Below are 19,209 nucleotides of genomic sequence, written 5' to 3' on the forward strand. Positions count from 1 at the left end.
CTGATAACCACACAGACCAATTTCCGCCAAGAGTTCCTTGACAGCGAGTCAGGAACTCCCTGCAGACGCCACCGTACGCACGAAAGGTCACGGACCAGCCACGTTCCGGGATCCTCTCAATACGAGTCGGTAATGACGTTGATCAACTCTTCACCTGCGCGGTAGCGCCCGAGCTGCTCGCGGATCAGCCGGAGCGTGCGCCGTACGGAGGCGGGGGTGCTGCCCGCGATGTGCGGCGTGATCAGCACGCCCGGAGCGCTCCAAAGGGGGTGGCCCTCCGGCAGCGGCTCGGGCGCGGTGACGTCGAGCGCGGCGCGTAGCCTACCGGTTTTGAGCTCGGCGATCAGGGCTTCGGTGTCGACCACGCCACCCCTGGCCGCGTTGACCAGGACGGCGCCGTCCTTCATGCGGGCCAGGAAGGCGGCGTCGACCATGCCGGCGGTGTCGGGCGTGGCGGGCACGAGCAGGACCACGACGTCGGCCGACGGCAGCAGCGCGGGCAGCTCCTCCATGGCGTGCACGCCCTCGCGCGCGCTCCTGGCCACCCGGACGACCTCGACCTCGAAGCCGCTCAGCCGCCGCTCGACCGCCGCGCCGATGGACCCGTGGCCGACGATGAGCACGGTGGAGTCGGCCAGCACGTCGGTGTGGTGGTAGGTCCACTCGCCGCGGCGCTGGGCGTCGGTGAATCCAGGGAACTCCCTGAGCACCGCGATCATCGCGCCGACCGCCCACTCGGCGGTGCCGGCGTCGTGCACGCCGCGGGCGTTGCACAGCACCGCCCCCTCGGGCAGGTGCGGCCGGTACGGCTCCACCCCCGCGGTGACGGTCTGCACCAGCCGCAACGAGCGCATCCGCGCCAGCGTCCCCGGCACGTCGGGCACCACGACCAGCGGCGGGATCCAGACCTCGACGTCCTCGATGCCGTCCGGCATGGCCGAACCATCGTAAACAGTGCATTCGACGCCTGGCATGTCAGACAGGACATCCGCCGCCGCTTCGGACGGAACCCAGATCTTCATGCCGAGAACCTTACGACCCGCGGGGAAGTATGGAACACATGAGGAAGCTCTGGACGATCCTGCTCCTGGCCGCGCTCGCCGCCTGCTCGGCCGGCGGCGAGGCGCCGACGGCGGCGGCGGTCCCGGACCCGGCGGCCTCGGCCCCGACGGCCTCGGTCCCGGCGGCCAGGGCGCCCCGCGCTCCCGAGGACGTGGCGACCGGCCTGGCCGTGCCGTGGGCGATCGCGTTCCTGCCCGGCGGGGACGCCCTGGTCACCGAGCGGGACACGGCCAGGCTGCTGCGCGTCACCCCCGCGGGCGCGGTCACCGAGGTCGCCCGGATCGGCGACGCGCGGCCCGGCGGCGAGGGCGGCCTGCTGGGCGTGGCGGTCAAGGACCGGCAGGTCTTCCTGTACTACACCGCCGAGCAGGACAACCGGATCGTCCGCTACCGGCTCGGCGACGACGGCCTCGGCGACGAGCGGCTCCTCGTGGAGGGCATCCCCAAGGGCGGCATCCACAACGGCGGCCGGCTCGCCTTCGGCCCCGACGGCTACCTGTACGCCACCACCGGCGAGACCGGCGACCGCGGCCTGGCCCAGCGGCGCGACTCGCTCGGCGGCAAGATCCTGCGCATGACCGTGGACGGCGCCCCCGCCCCCGGCAACCCGTTCGGCACGCTCGTCTACAGCTACGGCCACCGCAACGTCCAGGGCCTGGCCTGGGATGCCGCGGGCCGCCTGTACGCCTCCGAGTTCGGCGCCGACACCTACGACGAGATCAACCTGGTCCGGCCGGGCGCCAACTACGGCTGGCCGGAGGTCGAGGGCAAGGGCAAGGACGCCCGGTTCGTCAACCCCATCCTCACCTGGCCCACCGGCGAGGCGTCGCCGTCCGGCATGGCGTACGCGGACGGCGCGCTGTGGGTGGGCACGCTGCGCGGCCAGCGGCTGTGGCAGGTGCCGCTGGCCCCGGACGGCTCGCCGGGCACGCCCGTGGCCCGCTTCACCGGCCGCTACGGCAGGCTGCGCGCGGTCACCGCGGCGCCCGGCGGCGGCCTGTGGGTGAGCACCAGCAACAAGGACGGCCGCGGCTCACCGCGTGCGGGTGACGACCGGATCCTGTCGGTCGCCACGTCCTAGCCGGCCGCGCCGCAGGTGAGCGCGGTCTGCGGCCGGTACTTGGTGACCAGCTTCTTGTCCTTCTTCACGATCTCGCCGTCCTTGTGGAACACGCGGGTGACGTCGATCGTGAAGCCCTGCTGGCCGGTGGCGGCCACGCAGCCCGGCTCGTCGCTGGTCGCCCGGCCGAACGGCTTGAAGTCGCGCCGCTCGGACTCGACCGCCTCGACCTTGTCGTACCGCTTGGTGCTCCACAGGGTGACGCTGACCGTCGTGGCGGTGGTGGCGGTCTTGATCAGCACGCCGTACTCGGAGTCGTTGCGCCACTTGAGGTCGCGGTCGGGGTAGAGCAGCGCCACGTCGCGCCCGGCCGGGTAGGAGGGCGCGTAGTAGTCCATGGGCTCGTGCTCGACCAGGTCGAAGCCGCCGAGGAAGGCCGCGTTGTACAGGGTGGTGGCGAACTGGGAGACGCCGCCGCCGACGATGTCGACCATCCGGCCGCCGACGATCTGGCCGGCCCGGACGTAGCCGTCCTCGACCGTGCGCTCGCCGGTCGCCTCGTTGAGCGAGAACGTCTCGCCCGGCTTGACCAGCCTGCCGTCGAGCTGCTGGGCCATGCGCCGGATGTTGGTGACGCGCGGCGGGCAGCAGTCGAAGGTCGTGCTGAACGTGCCGACGTTCTCCTTGATGCCGAGGCCGCGGAGCTGGCTCGTGGTGACCTCCGGGGTGACCACGCCCAGCTTGACCTCCACGGTCCGGGGGCCGGCGGAGGCGAGCAGCTTCTCGACGTCGCGGGCCACCAGCTTGGCGTTCACACCCCTGCCCTTGCGCGCGGGCACCAGCACCGGCTTGTCGCCGACGATCTGGTACGTCGCGTCGCGCGGCTGCTGGGTGGCGTCCACGAGGCTGTTCTCCACCGGCGCGAGCGCGGCCTCCGCGTCGAACTCGGGGACGAGCGCACCGTCACCGTCCGGCACGTAGGTCAGGTGGGCGGCGATCATGGCCGGGGTGAGCTGGGCCTGCTTGCCGGCGAGGGTCAGCGTGACGGGCGCGGAGACGGCCTTCCTGGCCGCGGCCAGGGCCGACTCGACGTTCTCGGTCGAGGTGGCGGGCTTGGCCGGGCGCATGGACAGCACCACCGCGCCGCCGCCGCGCAGGAACGCCTCGCCGATCCGGCGCACGGCGTCGTCCCGGTCGAGGAGCACGCCGTCCTCGGGCATGCGGGCCTTGGGCTCCAGCCCCGAGAAGGTCACCCTGCCCTCGCGGGCCTGCTTGTCCACGCCTTCGGCCAGGCCCTCGACGGTCCTGGTGAGCTGGGAGGAGTCGATGGTGATCTTGGGCGGGACGTCGGTCGTGCCGGTCAGGCCGCGCCAGACCTCGACCGGGCCGGGGAAGCCGCTGGGGGCCTGCCCGATGGTGCCGACCACGTCGAGCTCGAGTCCGGCCTCGTCGGGCTGGACGGTGTCCTTCTTTCCGTTGATGTTCACCGTGACCGGCCGGCTGAGCCTGGGGCCCAGCTCGGTGCGCAGCTTGTCGGCCGCCTGGGTGACGGTCAGGCCGCCGATCTCCACGCCGCCCACCCGGGTGCCGCGCAGCACGGCCCCCGACATCATCACGGCCGGCACCACGTACGCCAGCGTGGCCAGGACGAGCACCAGCACCAGCACCCCGGGCAGCAGACGGCGCCGGCGGGCGGGCTCAGGCTCGAAGGCGGGCGGCCGGTCGCCGCCGCCCCCGAACACGGGGGCGGGCGCGGCGGGGTCCTTGTCCTTCATCGGCCACGGCTGCGCGGGCGGCGCCTTCGGTGGCAGCGCACCGCCGGTCTGACCGCCGGGCGCGCTCGGTCCTGGGGCCGGCCGGGGCTCCTGCTGGTCCTGCGGGCCGAAGATGTCACGGGACACGCCCGGAGGTAATCCTTCGATCCGCGGCTTCTTGGAGACACCCGACGTGGGCATCGGCACCGAGGCGAACGGGTCGGTCGGTGATTCGATCGGTCCGGCGTTTCGCACGCCTCAATCTCCTCCCGGTCCGCAGCCAAGTCTCAGGCAACAGTAAGGCACGAGTGTCCGACTATGTCACCAGAAACGAATACGGAAGTGTGTCAACCTAGCCACCGGTAGCGATGTTCCGGCCGTCCCGCGGTGCCGTACCTGGGGTGGAGCTCGGCCCGGCCCGACGCGCACAGGTGCTCCAGATACCGCCGCGCGCTCACCCTCGACAGGCCCGTGAGCTCGGCCGTCTCGGCCGCCGACAGGTCGCGCCCGGCCTCGCGCAGCGCCTGTGCCACCAGCGCGCAGGTGGCCGGCGACAGGCCCTTGGGCACCGGGACGGGCTGCTTGGGCGCGCCGAACAGCCGGTCCACGTCGTCCTGGCGGGCCTGGGGGCCGATGGCGGTGAGCCGCCTGCGGGTGTCGGCGTACTGGCGCAGGCGTTCGGTGAGCGCGGCCGCGGTGAACGGCTTGATCAGGTAGTTGACCGCGCCGCCGCGCATGGCCTCCCTGACCGTGGCGACGTCGCGGGCCGCGCTGATCATCAGGACGTCCACGTCGTCGATGGCCTTGAGCACCTCCAGGCCGGACATGTCGGGCAGGTAGATGTCGAGCAGGACCAGGTCGGGCCGGAGCTCGGCCACGGCGGCGAGCGCGTCGGCACCGGTGTGCGCCACGGCGACGACCTCGAAGCCGGGCACGCGCGCGACGTACCCGCCGTGGATACGGGCGACCATGAAGTCGTCGTCCACCACCAGGACCCGTACGTCGTTCACGCGCGGGCCTCGGCGGGCAGCAGGGCGGTGAAGACGGCGCCGCCGGCGTTGCGCACCCGGACCCAGCCGCCCCGGCGCAGGCACGCCTGCCGGGTCAGGGCCAGGCCCAGGCCGCGCGGCCCCGACAGGGCGGCCTTCGTCGTGAACCCCTCCCTGAAGACCTCCTCCACCAGCTCGGGGGTGATGCCGGGGCCCGAGTCGCCGACGCGGACGTGCAGGCCATCGGCGTCGGCCACGACCGAGACCTCGATCGTGCCGCCCGCGCCGTCGAGCGCGTCGATCGCGTTGGCGACCAGGTTGCCGACCACGAGGACGGCGTCCTGCGGGTCGCCGAGCGCGCCCTCCGGCACGGCGGAGTTCTCGGCCAGCACCAGCCGCGCCCCGCGCTCGGCCGCCTCGGCCGACTTGGCCAGCAGCAGCGCGGCCAGCGTAGGGTCCTGGACGCGTTCGCGCAGGCCGGTGGCGTACGCGCCGGAGGTGGTGCGGGTGATGAAGCCGATCGCGGCCTCGTGCTCGCCGAGCTCCAGCAGGCCGACGACGGTGTGCATGCGGTTGGCGAACTCGTGGGCCTGGGCGCGCAGGGCCTCGGTCGCGCTGCTGGTGTCGTCCAGCTCGCGGGCCAGGCGGACCAGCTCGGTGCGGTCGCGCAGGGTGACGACCCAGCCGCGGTGCCGGCCGCGTACCGCGACCGGGGTCCTGTTGAGCACCAACACCCGCTCGCCGTGCAGCACCACGCGGTCCTCGCCCGGGTCGGCGCCGGTCAGCACGTCGCGCATGCGCTCGGAGACCGGCATGCTGGTCACGTCGGCCCCGAGGTCGCCGAGCAGGTCGCGGGCCGCGTCGTTGACCAGCGTGACCCGCCCGGCCAGGTCGAGGGCGAGCACGCCCTCCTTCACGCCGTGCAGCACCCCCTCGCGCTGCTCCAGCAGCGCGGCGATCTCGCGCGGCTCCAGCCCGAACGTCTGCCTGCGTACCCGGGCGGTGATCAGCGCGGCCAGCGCCAGACCGGCCAGCAGCACGGCCAGCGCGGTCCAGATCAGCGGCGGCAGCGCGCCGCCGAGCTGGCCGGTGACCGTGGTCTGCAGCACGCCGACCGACACCAGGCCGATGACGTTGCCGTATTCGTCGCGGATGGGAGTCTTGCCCCTGACCGTGGTGCCGATCGTGCCCGTCTCGGTGCCGACCCAGCTCCGGCCCGTACGCAGGACCGCGGTGCCGTCGGTGGACAGCCGCTTGCCGATCAGGGCGGCGTTGGGATGGGCGTAACGCTTCTGCTCGGCGTTGGCGATGGCCACGTAGTCGGCTCCGGTCTCGTGCTGGACGCTGAGCGCCAGCGGCTGCAGCACCGACTCCGGGTTCTCCAGCCGGAAGGCGTCGCGCACCTGCGGAAGGGCGGCCACCGACTGGGCGATGGCCAGGGCGCGCTGCTGGTGCAGCGCGTCGAGCTGCTCCCTCGTGTGCCCCGCCCACACGCCTGCCGTGCCGCCGACGGCGAGCAGCACGATCACCATCTGGAGCACGAACAGCTGGGTGCCGAGGGGGGCGTCGGTAACCCTGCGCACGCCCACATGGAAACAAAGCCAGGTCACGGCCAGGTCGCGACCAATACGACCACTATGACGGCAACCGCCCAAAGCCTCGACCGGGCAGGGAACGGGCATCACCATCGCAGCCCTACGACTGTGCGAATCCCCCCTTGGAGTGATCATGCGCTTGCGCGTATTCGCCGCCGCCCTGGCGGCACTCTCCGTCGCCGCCCTGTCCGGCTGCGGCGAGACCGGCGCCTCCGGCGGCGACGGATCCCTGCGGATCATGGCCCCCGCGGCGGCCGGCGGCGGCTGGGACCAGACCGCCCGTACGGCCGAGCAGGCCCTCAAGACGGCCGACCCCAAGCGCAAGGTCGAGGTCTACAACGTGCCGGGCGCGGGCGGCACGATCGGCCTGGCCCAGCTCGCCGGCGAGAAGGGCAACGGCAACCTGCTGATGACCATGGGCCTGGTCATGGTGGGCGCGATCGAGCAGAACAAGTCGAAGGTCACCCTGGCCGAGACCACCCCCATCGCCAAGCTGACCGAGGAGTACGAGATCGTCGTGGTCCCGGCCGACTCCCCGTTCAAGACGCTGGCCGACATGGTCGCCGCGTGGAAGGCCGACCCGGCGAAGGTCTCCGTCGCGGGCGGCTCGGCGGGCGGCACCGACCACATCGTGGCCGGGCTGATGGCCAAGGCCGCGGGCGTGGACCCCAAGCAGGTCAACTACATCGCCCACTCCGGCGGCGGCGAGGCGCTCAACGCGCTGCTGGGCAGCAAGGTCAGCGCGGGCATCTCGGGCGTCGGCGAGTTCGCCGAGCACGTCAAGTCCGGCAAGCTGCGGGCGCTGGCCGTCAGCAGCGGCTCGCGCGTGGCCGGCCTGGACGCGCCGACGTTGAAGGAGGGCGGCCTGGACGTCGAGCTGGCCAACTGGCGCGGCTTCGTCGCCCCCGGCGGCCTGGACGACGCCGCCAAGAAGTCCCTCACCGACCTGGTCACCAAGATGCACGACTCCCAGCCCTGGAAGGACGCCGTCGCCAAGAACGGCTGGATCGACTCCTTCCAGACCGGGCAGCAGTTCGCCGACTACCTGAAGTCCGAGGAGACCAAGGTCAAGGGCATCATCGCCGAAATGGGGCTCGTGTCCTGATGGCTCGCTGGTGGCGGCCCGAACTCGGGCTGGCGGTCGTGGTGCTCGGGCTGGGCGTGTTCGTGATGGTCGGCACGCTCGACGTCTCGGCCGCGGCCTCCCAGCTCGGCCTCGGGCCGCGCTTCTTCCCCATGCTGGTCGGCGGGGCCATGGTGCTGATCGGCCTGTTCTACGTGATCGACGTGCTGCGCGGCGGCGCCGGCGACCCCGAGGAGAGCGAGGACGTGGACGCGGACGCGCCCACCGACTGGCGCAGCGTCGGGCTGGTCAGCGGCGTCTTCCTGGCCTTCGCCGCGCTCCTCGACGTGCTCGGCTGGGTCATCGGCGCGAGCCTGCTGTTCTTCGGCCTGTCGGTCGTGCTCGGGGCCGAGCACAAGGTGCGGGCCGCCGTGGTGGCCGTGGTCCTCGGCGTGACGACGTACCTGCTGTTCGTCAAGGGCCTCGGCGTCTCGCTGCCGGCCGGCCCGCTCGGCGGGGTGATCTGAGATGGGCTCGTTCCAGCTCCTCATGGACGGCTTCGCCGCCGCGCTCACCCCCGTCAACCTCCTGTACGCCCTGGTCGGCGTCACCCTCGGCACCCTGGTCGGCGTGCTGCCCGGCATCGGGCCCGCGATGACCGTGGCGCTGCTGCTGCCGATCACCTTCACCGTGCCGCCGGCCAGCGCGTTCATCATGTTCGCCGGCATCTACTACGGCGGCATGTACGGCGGCTCGACCACCTCCATCCTGCTCAACACGCCCGGCGAGTCGTCCTCCATGATCACCGCCCTGGAGGGCAACAAGATGGCCAGGCGCGGGCGGGCGGCGCAGGCCCTGGCGACGGCGGCCGTCGGGTCGTTCGTGGCCGGCACGATCGCCACCGCGCTGCTGGTGGTGGCCGCGCCCGCCGTGGTGAGCTTCGCGATCTCGTTCGGCCCCGAGGACTACTTCGCGCTGGCGATCCTGGCCTTCACCGCCGTGTCGTCGGTGTTGTCGCGTTCGGTCGTGCGCGGGCTGGCCTCCCTGGGGCTGGGGCTGGTGATCGGGCTGATCGGCATCGACCAGCAGACCGGTCAGGCGCGGCTCACGCTGGGCGTCCCGCAGCTGCTCGACGGCATCGACGTGGTGATCGTCGCGGTCGGCCTGTTCGCGGTCGGCGAGGCCCTGTACGTGGCCTCCCGGCTGCGGCACGCCGCGCCCGAGGTGGTGCCCGTGGGCCGGGCGTGGATGGGCCGCGCCGACTGGCGGCGCTCCTGGTTGCCCTGGCTGCGCGGGACCGCACTCGGGTTCCCGTTCGGCGCGCTGCCCGGCGGGGGCGCGGAGATCCCCACGTTCCTGTCGTACGCGGCCGAGAAACGCCTGGCCAAGGGCGTGGCCAAGGAGGAGTACGGCAAGGGCGCCATCGAGGGCGTCGCGGGCCCGGAGGCGGCCAACAACGCCTCGGCCGCCGGGACCCTGGTCCCGCTGCTCACGCTGGGCCTGCCCACGTCGGCCACGGCCGCCATCCTGCTGGCCGCCTTCCAGCAGTACGGCCTGCAGCCCGGCCCGCAGCTCTTCGACCACAACCCGGCCCTGGTGTGGGCGATGATCGCCTCGCTGTTCGTCGGCAACACGATGCTGCTGGTGCTGAACCTGCCGCTGGCTCCCCTGTGGGCACGCGTCCTGCGCATCCCCCGGTCGTACCTGTACGCCGGGATCGTGCTGTTCGCCGCGCTCGGCGTCTACGCCGTGAACGGCACCGTCGTGGACCTGTTCGTCCTGTACGTCCTCGGCCTGCTCGGGTTCTCCATGCGCCGCTTCGGCCTGCCCGTCGCGCCCGCGGTGATCGGCATGATCCTCGGGCCGATGGCGGAGATCCAGCTCCGCCGCGCGCTCGCCATCGGCGCGGGCGACGTCAGCGTGCTGGTACGCAGTCCGATCGCCGCCGTGCTCCTCGCCCTCGCCCTGCTCGCGCTGCTCACGCCGTTGTTGCGGCGGCTGATGGGGCGGCTGATGGCACGCCGCGGCGTCGATGCGGTCACACCCGTGTCACGCGAGGACTGACCGGCCCGCCCACCGGGAACGTCGCCCGGTGGTTCTTGGGACCCGCCTTCCGGCGGCGGAACGCGCGGAAGGCACGGCGCCCGCGAGCGCGCCCCCTCGGTGGCCCCGTCGATATGTCCGGATCGGCGGGACCACCAGGGGCCCCGCCGATGTGCGCGCATCCGCGGGGCCGCCGCAGGCCCCGCGGATGGGCCGTGCCTACTCCGAGACGCCCAGCTTCTCCAGGATGAGCTGCCGGGCGCGGGCCGCGTCGGCCTTGCCGCGGCTGGCCTTCATCACGCCACCCACCAGCGCACCGGCGGCGGCGATCTTCCCGGACCGCACCTTCTCGACCGCGTCCGCGTTGCCGGCCAGCACCTGGTCGATGATCGCCGACAGCTCGCCCTCGTCGTTGACGATCTGCAGGCCGCGCGCCTCGACCACCTCGTCGGGCGTGCCCTCACCGGCCAGCACGCCTTCGAGCACCTCCCGGGCGAGCTTGTCGTTGAGCGCGCCCGAGGCCACCAGCTCGGTGACCCTGGCGATCTGGGCCGGCGTGATGGGCAGCTCGGCCAGCGCCACGCCGCTCTCGTTGGCGCGCCGCGCCAGCTCGCCCATCCACCACTTGCGCGCGTCGGCCGCCGGGGCGCCGGCCGCGACCGTGGCCTCGACCAGGTCGATCGCGTCGGCGTTGTGCATGGCCTGCATGTCGAGGTCGGACAGACCCCACTCGGCCTGCAGCCGCTTGCGCTTGACCGACGGCAGCTCGGGCAGCGCCGCCTTCAGCTCGGCCACCCACGCCGGGTCGGGCTCGATCGGTACCAGGTCGGGCTCCGGGAAGTACCGGTAGTCCTGGGCCTCCTCCTTGGACCGGCCGGACGTGGTGGTGCCGGTGTCCTCGTGGAAGTGCCGCGTCTCCTGGATGATCTTGCCGCCCTCGGCGAGGACCCCCGCCTGGCGCTCGATCTCGCTGCGCACCGCCCGCTCGACGCTGCGCAGCGAGTTGACGTTCTTGGTCTCGGTGCGGGTGCCCCACTCCGACGACCCGCGCGGCATGAGCGAGACGTTGACGTCGCAGCGCAGCGAGCCCTCCTCCATGCGCACGTCGGACACGCCGAGCGAGCGCATGATCTCGCGCAGCTCGGTGACGTACGCCTTGGCCACCTCCGGCGCGAGCCGGTCGGTGCCCGGGATGGGCTTGGTGACGATCTCCACCAGCGGGATGCCCGCGCGGTTGTAGTCGACGATCGAGTAGTCGGCCCCGTGGATGCGGCCGGTCGCGCCGCCCACGTGGGTGGACTTGCCGGTGTCCTCCTCCAGGTGCACCCGCTCGATCTCGATGCGCACGGTCTCGCCGTTGACCTCGACGTCGACGTAGCCGTCGAAGCAGAGCGGCTCGTCGTACTGGGAGATCTGGTAGTTCTTCGGCATGTCCGGATAGAAGTAGTTCTTCCGGGCGAAGCGGCACCATTCGGCGATCGAGCAGTTCAGCGCCAGGCCGATGCGGATCGTCGACTCGATGGCCATGGCGTTGGCCACGGGCAGCGAGCCGGGCAGCGCCAGGCAGGTCGGGCACACCTGGGTGTTGGCCGGGGCGCCGAAGGCGGTCTTGCAGCCGCAGAACATCTTCGACTTGGTGCCGAGCTCGACGTGCGTCTCCAGCCCGAGCACCGGCTCGAACCTGTCGAGCGCTTCGTCATAGACCATGGTCATAGCGACGGGGCCTCCTTCAGCAGCGGGCCGCCCCAGCGGCTCTCAAGGGCCTTCTCGACGGCGGCGCCGACGCGGTAACAACGGTCGTCGGCCAGAACCGGGGCCATGATCTGCAGGCCGACCGGCAGGTTGTCCTCGTCGGCCAGGCCGCACGGCACCGAGATGGCCGCGTTGCCCGCGAGGTTGGACGGGATGGTGCACAGGTCGGCGAGGTACATCGCCATCGGGTCGTCGGTGCGCTCGCCCAGCCGGAACGCCGTGGTCGGCGTGGTCGGCGAGACCAGCACGTCGACCTGCTCGTAGGCCGCCTGGAACTCCCGCGAGATGACCGTGCGCACCTTCTGCGCCTGGCCGTAGTAGGCGTCGTAGTAGCCGCTGGACAGCGCGTACGTGCCCAGCATGATGCGCCGCTTGACCTCGGGGCCGAACCCGGCCGCCCTGGTCAGCGCCATGACCTCCTCGGCGCTGCGGGTGCCGTCGTCGCCGACGCGCAGGCCGTAACGCATGGCGTCGAAGCGGGCCAGGTTGGACGAGCACTCCGACGGCGCGATCAGGTAGTACGCCGGCAGCGCGGTCGTGAACGACGGGCAGGACACCTCGACGACCGTGGCGCCCAGCGACTCCAGCAGCTTGACGACCTCGTGGTAGCGGGCCAGCACGCCCGGCTGGTAGCCCTCGCCGGCGAACTCCTTCACCACGCCGATGCGCATGCCGGACACGTCGGGGTTCCTGGCCGCCTCGACGACGCTCGGTACCGGCGCGTCGACCGACGTGGAGTCCATCGGGTCGTGCCCGGAGAACGCCTCCTGCAGCAGCGCCGCGTCGAGCACGTTCCGCGCGAACGGCCCCGGCGTGTCGAGCGAGCTCGCGAACGCGATCAGCCCGTACCGGGACGAACCGCCATAGGTGGGCTTCATGCCCACGATGCCGGTGACGGCGGCGGGCTGCCGGATCGAGCCACCGGTGTCGGTGCCCGTGGACAGCGGCGCCTCGTACGCGGCGACGGCCGCGCTGGACCCGCCGGACGAGCCGCCCGGGATCCTGTCCAGGTCCCACGGGTTGCGGGTCGGGTGGTAGGCGGAGTTCTCCGTGGAGGAGCCCATGGCGAACTCGTCGAGGTTCGTCTTGCCGAGGATGACCAGCCCGGCCGCGCGCAGGCGCGCGGTCACGGTCGCGTCGTACGGCGGCCGCCACCCTTCGAGGATCTTGGACCCGGCCGTGGTCGGCATGTCGCGGGTGGCGAAGATGTCCTTGTGCGCGACCGGCACCCCGGCCAGCGGCCCGAGCTTCTCGCCCGCACGCAGCCGGGCGTCGACCGCCCGCGCCTGCTCAAGGGTCGTCTCCCGGTCGACGTGCAGGAACGCCTGGACCTTGGGCTCCACCTCGGCCATGCGGTCGAGATGCGCCTCGGCCACCTCGGCGGCCGACACCTCACCCGCGGCGATCATCGCGCCCAGCTCGGCGGCGGTCTTGCGGATCAGACTCATGCCTCCTCCCCGAGGATGCGCGGCACACGGAAGCGGTCGTCCTCGACGGCGGGAGCGCCGGAAAGGGCTTGCTCGGGCGTCAGGGACTGTCGCACCTCGTCGGCGCGGAAGACATTGGTCAGCGGAAGCGCGTGCGACGAAGGCGGCACGTCCTCGGCGGCGACCTCGGCCACCTTCGCGACCGACTCGATGATGGCATCGAGCTGGGTGGCGTAGTGGTCGAGCTCGTCGTCGGTGAGCGCCAGCCTGGACAACCGGGCCAGGTGGGCGACCTCGTCGCGGGTTATGGCGGACATGAGTCGTTGAACCCGTTTCGTGGATGGAGTTTGGGACACTGCCATCCTAGGGGGCTTGACGCCGCAGGCCCGAACCCTTAACCCGGCGGAAACACACTCATCCGTAGAGCTGGTCCAGGCCGATCGCCAGCACGTCGCTCTCCTGGGCCGGCGCGGCCTCGAATCCCGCCCCGCTGTAGCAGACCAGCTTGGCGTCCCGCACGTCGTACCCCTTGGCGTCGAGCAGGTCCCGCGCCCTCCTGAGCCGGGCGACGTGCCGGGGGCCCATGACCTTGCCCCACTTCGCCTCGCCCAGCGACAACACCCGCTTGCGCTCGCCGCGCATCGCCGGCGCGAAGACCGCGACGTCGATCTGGATCTGCTCGTGCCGTACGGGGTCGACGACGGTTCCCGCGCCGATCTCGCCGGGCGAGTCTCCCAGGACATCGGGTTCCAGCAGGTGGAACTGACGGCACATCTCCTCGAAGTGCGGGCCGAGCACCTGGTCGCTGAAGCCGGCCCGGCCGTCCTGCCACACGGACTCGGCCCGGCCGCTCTCCAGCGGCCCCCACTGCGGTCGCATCACGACCTCGTAGAAGTGGATGAGCGGCTCGCACACGCGGTAGACCGACCGCGAGGAGCGGAAGACGTCCACCTCCCTGCGAAGCAGGTTGCTGTCCTCCAGCACGTTGAGGTGATGGCCGATGTCGGACGCCTTGCGCCCCACATAGCTCGCGATGCCGCCCCGGGTGCCGTTCCCGGTGGCCACGGCCGCCAGCACGGACTTGTACATGGCGGTGTCCCGCACCTCCGCCTCCTCTTCGAGGAGATAGCGGGCCTCCTTGAAGAGCGGGGTCAAGGGCGAGAGCACCGTGCGCCGCACCCAGGCGTCGAAGTCCTCCAGGCCGTCCGGCCTGTCGTCGTTGGCCAGGGGCAGGTACGCGGGGGTCCCGCCGGCGATCGCGTGCACCTTCACGGCCAGCTGCGGATCGGTGATCCCCCAGTACTGGGCGGCGAGGCGGTAGTCGAACGGCCGGACCGCGAGTTCCATGGAAGCCCGCCCCCTCAGCGGCGCGTTGCCTGCCAGCAGCCGGCCCATCACGGACATCGCCGAGCCGCACAACAGCAGGGACGCCGGCACTTCGTCGAAGACCGCCCGGTCGATGGCCTGCTGGATGATCGAGGGCAGGGCCGGCGACGCCTTGCTGAGGTAGGGGAACTCGTCGATCACCATGAGAGCGCGGCGCTCGGCGCTGACGGCGAAGAGCTGGCCGATCGCCTCGTCCCAGGTCGTGAAACGGAACGGCGCCGAAGCCCCCACGTACCGGGCCAGAGCGGCGGCGAAGAGGTTCAGCGACTCCGTCGGGGTGCCCTCTGTCGCGCCGAAATAGAAGCCGCCCGTCTTGCGCGCGAGCGACTCGACCAGGAACGTCTTGCCCTGGCGGCGCCTGCCGCTGACGACGCCGAGCCGGGGCCGCGGCCGGGGACCGGACCGCTCGACGAAGGCGGTCAGAGCCTCCCACTCGAAGTCGCGCGCGAAGATCCGTTCAGGCTTCGGGATCAAGACGCCCCCAGAGACATCGAAGTGTACTTCGACGAAGTATACTTCGACGAAGTCGACTCCTGTAATCGTTCAGGCCGTCTGGGTGACCTCGGACTGGTAGCCGAACTCGATCGCCGGCGCCGGCTCGCAGCGGCCCCTGAGCCAGGCGGTGGCTTCGGCGGCCGGCATGGGCTGGCAGAACAGCCAGCCCTGGCCCAGGTCGCAGCCCATCTCGGCCAGCCGCAGGGCGACGTCGTCGGACTCCACGCCCTCGGCCACCGAGCGCAGGCCGAGCGAGCGGACCAGGTCGACGATCGAGCGGACGATGCGGTCGTCGTCCTCGGACTCGGCGATGCGGCGGACGAACGAGGCGTCGATCTTGACCTCGGAGACCGCCAGGCGCTGGAGCCTGATCAGCGAGGAGTAGCCGGTGCCGAAGTCGTCGAGGGACAGCGGGACGCCGAGCGTGGCCAGCGCCTTGATGGTCTCCTGGGTGTAGGCCTGGTCGCCGGTCAGGATGCGCTCGGTGACCTCCAGCTGGATCGCGGCGGGCGGCAGGCCGTACCGGGTCAGGCCGACCTCCAGCTGCTCGGGCAGCGCCGCGTCGAGCAGGTCGCGGGCCGAGATGTTGACCGAGATCTGCACCTGCAGGCCGGTGTGCCACCAGCGGGCGGCCTGCTCGAGCGCGGCCTCGATGACGTATTCGGTGAGCTGGCGCATCAGGTACGTCTGCTCGGCCAGCGGGACGAAGTCCGACGGCGGGATCGGCCCGTGCACCGGATGGCACCAGCGCAGCAGGGCCTCCACCCCGGTCACCGCGCCGCCGGCCAGGCTAACCTTGGGCTGGTAGTGCAGCTGCAGCTCGCGGTTGTCGATGGCGCGGCGCAGGTCGCCCAGCAGGTTGAGCCGTTCGGGTGAGTTCCGGTCTTTGTCGGGCTGGTAGAGCTCTACCCCGGTACGCCCTTCCTTGGCCAGGTACATGGCCACGTCGGCGCGTTGCAGCAGCAGCTCGAAGTCGGGGGCGTGGTCGGGGAAGAGCGCGATGCCGACCGAGCCGTCGAGGTCGAAGCTCATGCCCTCCAGGCGCACGGGCTCGGTCAGGGCGGCCCGCAGCCTGGCGGCCACCTCCCTGGCGGCGTTGGCGTCTCTGATCGAGGGCAGCAGCACGGCGAACTCGTCGCCGCCGAGCCTGGCCACCACGTCACCCGGACGGACGGAGTGGGTGAGCCGGTGGGCCACCATCTGCAGCAGGCGGTCGCCCACCGGATGGCCCATCGTGTCGTTGACCTCCTTGAACCGGTCGAGGTCGAGGAGGAACAGCCCGACCCGCTCGTCGTGGCGGGACTCGGCCAGCGCCTCCTCCGTGCTGACGATGAGCATCTTGCGGTTGGGCAGGCCGGTCAGCTCGTCGTGCATGGCCTGGTGGTCGCGGCGCATGGACAGCGTGGCGGTGAAGTAGACGGCGGCGAGGGGGGCGACGAAGAGCGGCACGAGGCCGGGGGAATGGTCCATCACCACGACGACCAGCGGCGCGAGGCCCAGCAGCGCGGTGTAGACGAGCCCCTGCGGCCCGGCGGTGACCCGCAGCACGCGGACGATCGAGCGCCGCTCGTGCAGGGCGACCGCCCCGGACACGAGCGCGGCCCTGGTGGCGAAGTAGGCCACGCCGGCCAGCGCGATCGCCGGCAGGTCGGCCCCGGTGGGCGTCCACGGCACGGCCGGGCCCGGCACGACGCCGAACAGCCCGAGCACCACGGCCGCGGCGGTGAGCGCGAGGGTGGACTGGGCGACGTTGAACATGACCCGGTGCCACGCCTTGCGCGTCACGACGCCGTTCATGGCGATGGCGACGGCCTGCATGAGCACGGCCGTGGACAGCCCGAAGTGCAGCAGCACCGCGAAGGTGAACATGGTCGACGGGTAGGTGCCGCCGACCGCGGTCGCCGAGGACACCATGACGGGCCGCAGCTCGCCCAGCATCACCAGCACCGCCAGCACCCAGAACAGCGGGGTGCGGGCGAGCTCCGCCAGCGCGGCCGGATCCAGCCTGAGCAGGGCCACGATCAGCGCGGTGAAGCCGATCACGGTGATGCCCGCGAGGAACGCCCAGAGCGGCGTGCCGACGCGTGGACCGGTGTCACGGGTGTCGGTTGGGTCAGTCATCGGTAACAGAACCCCCATTAGGTCACTATGGGAGGGTACGACCTTCACCCCACTTCGCGAAACCAAGCGCGTACGTTCCGTCACTTCTCCTTTCCGACATATACCCAAAAACCACTATGGGTAGCGCGGCCATCGACAGTCCGTACACAACTCTGATCCCCAGCCCGCCGGGCGCCCATCCGCGAGGCCACCGAACACCAGCCCCGCCGCAAGGGCGAGCCGGGCTCCGCTACCCCTCCTCGACGACCGCCACGCGCGCCGCGGCCTCCGGGCCCTCCTTCAGAAGCAGCTCGAACCCCTGCTCGTCGAGGATCGGCACCTTCAGGCTGACCGCCTTGTCGTACTTCGACCCGGCGTTCTCCCCCGCCACCAGGAACGACGTCTTCTTCGACACCGAACTTGCCACCTTTCCGCCCCGGCCGGTCAGCGCCTCGGACGCGGTGTCGCGGGTGTACGCCTCCAGCGTCCCGGTGACCACGAACGTCAGCCCCTCCAGGATCTGGGGCTCGGTCTTCTCCGGAGCGGGGCCGTCGTCCATCCGCACCCCGGCCCGCCGCCACCGCTCGACGATCTCCCGGTGCCAGTCGACCTCGAACCACTCCCGGATCGTCGCCGCCACCCGCGGCCCGATGCCCTTGACCGAGGCCAGCTCCTCCTCCGAGGCGTTCATGATGGCGTCGATCGACCGCATGGAGTCGGCGAGGTCGCGGGCCGTCGGCGGCCCGACGTGCCGGATCGACAGCGCGACCAGCACCTGCGCGAGCGGCGCCGACTTGGCGCGGGCGAGTTCGTCGACCAGCGTGCGGGCGGCCTGGCTGGGCCCGCCGTCGAGGTTGGCGAACAGGGAGACGACCTTCTGCTCGCCGGTCTCGGGGTCGAGCTTGGGCAGGCCGGTGTCCTGGTCGCGGACGACCGACCGGATCGGCATGAGCTGCTCGATCGTCAGGTCGAACAGGTCGGCCTCGGTGCGCAGGACGGGCTCCTGCGGCGGCACCGGCTGGGTGAGCGCGGTCGCCGCCACGTAACCCAGCCCGTCGATGTCGAGCGCGCGCCGGCCGGCCGCGAAGTAGAGGCGCTCGCGGATCTGCGCGGGGCAGCTGCGGGCGTTGGGGCAGCGCAGGTCGGCGTCGCCCTCCTTCTCGTAGGCCAGCTCGGTGCCGCACTCCGGGCAGTGGGTCGGCATGACGAACTCCCGCTCGGAGCCGTCGCGCAACGCCGTGACCGCGCCGACGATCTCGGGGATGACGTCGCCCGCCTTGCGCAGCACCACGGTGTCGCCGACGAGGACGCCCTTCTTGATCACCGTGGCCGCGTTGTGCAGGGTGGCCCGCTCGACGGTCGAGCCCGCGACCACGATGGGCTCCATCACCGCGTACGGCGTGACCCGGCCGGTGCGGCCCACCCCCACCTGGATGTCGAGCAGCTTGGTGTTGACCTCCTCCGGCGGGTATTTGAAGGCGATCGCCCAGCGCGGGGCCCGGGAGGTGGACCCCAGCTCCCGCTGCGTGCGGAAGTCGTCGACCTTGACCACGACCCCGTCGATCTCGTACGCCGGATCGTGCCGGTGCACCCGGTAGTGCTCGATGAACTCGTCGACCTCGGTGAGGCCGGGCACCACCTGGAACAGGTCGCTGACCGGCAGCCCGAACTCCCGCAGCCGCTCGTAGACCTCCGACTGGGCGCGCGGCACGGCCGAGCCCTCCCAGACGCCGATGCCGTGCACGAGCATGCGCAGCGGGCGCTGGGCGGTGACGCGCGCGTCCTTCTGCCGCAGCGTGCCCGCCGCCGAGTTGCGCGGATTGGCGAACGGCGGCTTGCCCTGCTCCACGAGCTGCTCGTTGAGCTGCCTGAAGCCCTCGACCGGGATGTAGACCTCGCCGCGCACCTCGACCAGGCTCGGCACACCCTCGCCCTTGAGCCGGTGGGGCACCCCCTTGATCGTGCGCACGTTGGCCGTGACGTCGTCGCCGACCCGGCCGTCGCCCCGGGTCGCGCCGCGCTCCAGCTTGCCGTCGCGGTAGACGAGCGCGATGGCCAGCCCGTCGATCTTCAGCTCGCACAGGTAGGGCCCCGGGTCGCGCTCGGCCAGCCGCTCGACGCGGGCCATCCAAGCGGCCATGTCGGCCTGGTTGAAGGCGTTGTCGAGGCTCTCCATGCGGTTGAGGTGGCTGACCTTGGTGAAGTCGCCCGAGACCGGCGCGCCCACCTTCTGGGTGGGCGAGTCGGGCGTCTGCAGCTCCGGATGGGCCTGCTCCAGCGTGAGCAGCTCGCCGAACCACTCGTCGAACTGCGCGTCGCTGACCGTCGGCTGGTCGAGCACGTAGTAGCGCCAGCGCGCGTCCTCGACCAGCTCGCTCAGCTCCGCATGCCGCTTGAGCGCGGCCACGGGCACGCCCCCGACCTCGGTGTCACGCTCGCTCACGCTGGGTCTCCTTCCACGTCAGACACGCTGAGCAAACGCT

Annotated in this window: 14 protein-coding genes; 4 read left to right on the forward strand and 10 right to left on the reverse strand. The window is 71.8% G+C overall.

Annotated features, from left to right (window positions below; genetic code table 11):
• Positions 1 to 116: 116 nt before the first annotated feature.
• A complete protein-coding gene (locus ABZ459_RS22600) occupies positions 117 to 935 on the reverse strand; it encodes a 2-hydroxyacid dehydrogenase (RefSeq protein WP_357973244.1) in 819 nt (272 codons plus the stop codon).
• 125 nt (positions 936 to 1,060) lie between these two features.
• Between ABZ459_RS22600 and ABZ459_RS22605 the strand changes: the two genes are divergently transcribed.
• Positions 1,061 to 2,143: a PQQ-dependent sugar dehydrogenase gene (locus ABZ459_RS22605; RefSeq protein ID WP_357973246.1), complete on the forward strand. Its 1,083-nt coding sequence runs from the start codon at positions 1,061 to 1,063 to the stop codon at positions 2,141 to 2,143.
• Here ABZ459_RS22605 and ABZ459_RS22610 read toward each other — a convergent pair.
• The 3 genes from ABZ459_RS22610 to ABZ459_RS22620 form a co-directional block, all read right to left on the reverse strand.
• Entirely contained in the window at positions 2,140 to 4,023 is a 1,884-nt protein-coding gene (locus ABZ459_RS22610) for a VanW family protein (RefSeq protein WP_357973249.1), read from the reverse strand. The genes ABZ459_RS22605 and ABZ459_RS22610 overlap by 4 nt on opposite strands.
• Positions 4,024 to 4,223: 200 nt before the next feature.
• Complete coding sequence (locus ABZ459_RS22615) at positions 4,224 to 4,886, reverse strand: response regulator (RefSeq protein ID WP_357973252.1); 663 nt, start codon at positions 4,884 to 4,886, stop codon at positions 4,224 to 4,226.
• Positions 4,883 to 6,448, reverse strand: a complete 1,566-nt coding sequence (locus ABZ459_RS22620) for a sensor histidine kinase (RefSeq protein ID WP_357973255.1) — start codon at positions 6,446 to 6,448, stop codon at positions 4,883 to 4,885. The genes ABZ459_RS22615 and ABZ459_RS22620 overlap by 4 nt, the downstream gene beginning before the upstream one ends.
• A gap of 145 nt (positions 6,449 to 6,593) precedes the next feature.
• Between ABZ459_RS22620 and ABZ459_RS22625 the strand changes: the two genes are divergently transcribed.
• Genes ABZ459_RS22625 through ABZ459_RS22635 form a run of 3 tightly spaced genes read left to right on the forward strand, consistent with a single transcriptional unit; the run spans position 6,594 to position 9,587 of the window.
• A complete protein-coding gene (locus tag ABZ459_RS22625) occupies positions 6,594 to 7,565 on the forward strand; it encodes a tripartite tricarboxylate transporter substrate binding protein (RefSeq protein ID WP_357973258.1) in 972 nt (323 codons plus the stop codon).
• On the forward strand, positions 7,565 to 8,050 hold the full coding sequence (locus ABZ459_RS22630; RefSeq protein WP_357973260.1) for a tripartite tricarboxylate transporter TctB family protein: 486 nt from the start codon (positions 7,565 to 7,567) through the stop codon (positions 8,048 to 8,050). Before ABZ459_RS22625 ends, ABZ459_RS22630 begins: the two co-directional genes overlap by 1 nt.
• Position 8,051: 1 nt before the next feature.
• Positions 8,052 to 9,587, forward strand: a complete 1,536-nt coding sequence (locus ABZ459_RS22635) for a tripartite tricarboxylate transporter permease (RefSeq protein ID WP_357973262.1) — start codon at positions 8,052 to 8,054, stop codon at positions 9,585 to 9,587.
• Positions 9,588 to 9,785: 198 nt separating this feature from the next.
• Here the strand turns inward: ABZ459_RS22635 and gatB are convergent, their stop codons facing one another.
• The 6 genes from gatB to ligA all read right to left on the reverse strand — a co-directional run bounded on the left by gatB (position 9,786) and on the right by ligA (position 19,169).
• Positions 9,786 to 11,273 carry an Asp-tRNA(Asn)/Glu-tRNA(Gln) amidotransferase subunit GatB gene (gatB, locus tag ABZ459_RS22640; RefSeq protein ID WP_357973517.1) on the reverse strand — a complete coding sequence of 496 codons (1,488 nt, stop codon included), beginning with the start codon at positions 11,271 to 11,273 and terminating at the stop codon, positions 9,786 to 9,788.
• Between the two features lie 2 nt (positions 11,274 to 11,275).
• On the reverse strand, positions 11,276 to 12,766 hold the full coding sequence (gene gatA / locus ABZ459_RS22645; RefSeq protein WP_357973265.1) for an Asp-tRNA(Asn)/Glu-tRNA(Gln) amidotransferase subunit GatA: 1,491 nt from the start codon (positions 12,764 to 12,766) through the stop codon (positions 11,276 to 11,278).
• Positions 12,763 to 13,062, reverse strand: coding sequence for an Asp-tRNA(Asn)/Glu-tRNA(Gln) amidotransferase subunit GatC (gatC, locus tag ABZ459_RS22650; RefSeq protein ID WP_101787882.1), 300 nt, complete (start codon positions 13,060 to 13,062; stop codon positions 12,763 to 12,765). Before gatC ends, gatA begins: the two co-directional genes overlap by 4 nt.
• 97 nt (positions 13,063 to 13,159) lie before the next feature.
• The gene (locus tag ABZ459_RS22655; RefSeq protein WP_357973268.1) at positions 13,160 to 14,605 is read right to left on the reverse strand and encodes an ATP-binding protein; all 1,446 of its coding nucleotides are present in this window, start codon (positions 14,603 to 14,605) and stop codon (positions 13,160 to 13,162) included.
• A 69-nt stretch (positions 14,606 to 14,674) separates the two neighbouring features.
• On the reverse strand, positions 14,675 to 16,747 hold the full coding sequence (locus ABZ459_RS22660; protein WP_357973271.1) for an EAL domain-containing protein: 2,073 nt from the start codon (positions 16,745 to 16,747) through the stop codon (positions 14,675 to 14,677).
• Between the two features lie 229 nt (positions 16,748 to 16,976).
• Positions 16,977 to 19,169, reverse strand: coding sequence for an NAD-dependent DNA ligase LigA (gene ligA / locus ABZ459_RS22665; protein ID WP_357973274.1), 2,193 nt, complete (start codon positions 19,167 to 19,169; stop codon positions 16,977 to 16,979).
• Between the last annotated feature and the right edge of the window lie 40 nt (positions 19,170 to 19,209).

The sequence above is a fragment of the Nonomuraea sp. NPDC005692 genome (genome assembly GCF_040631115.1).
GTDB lineage: Bacteria > Actinomycetota > Actinomycetes > Streptosporangiales > Streptosporangiaceae > Nonomuraea.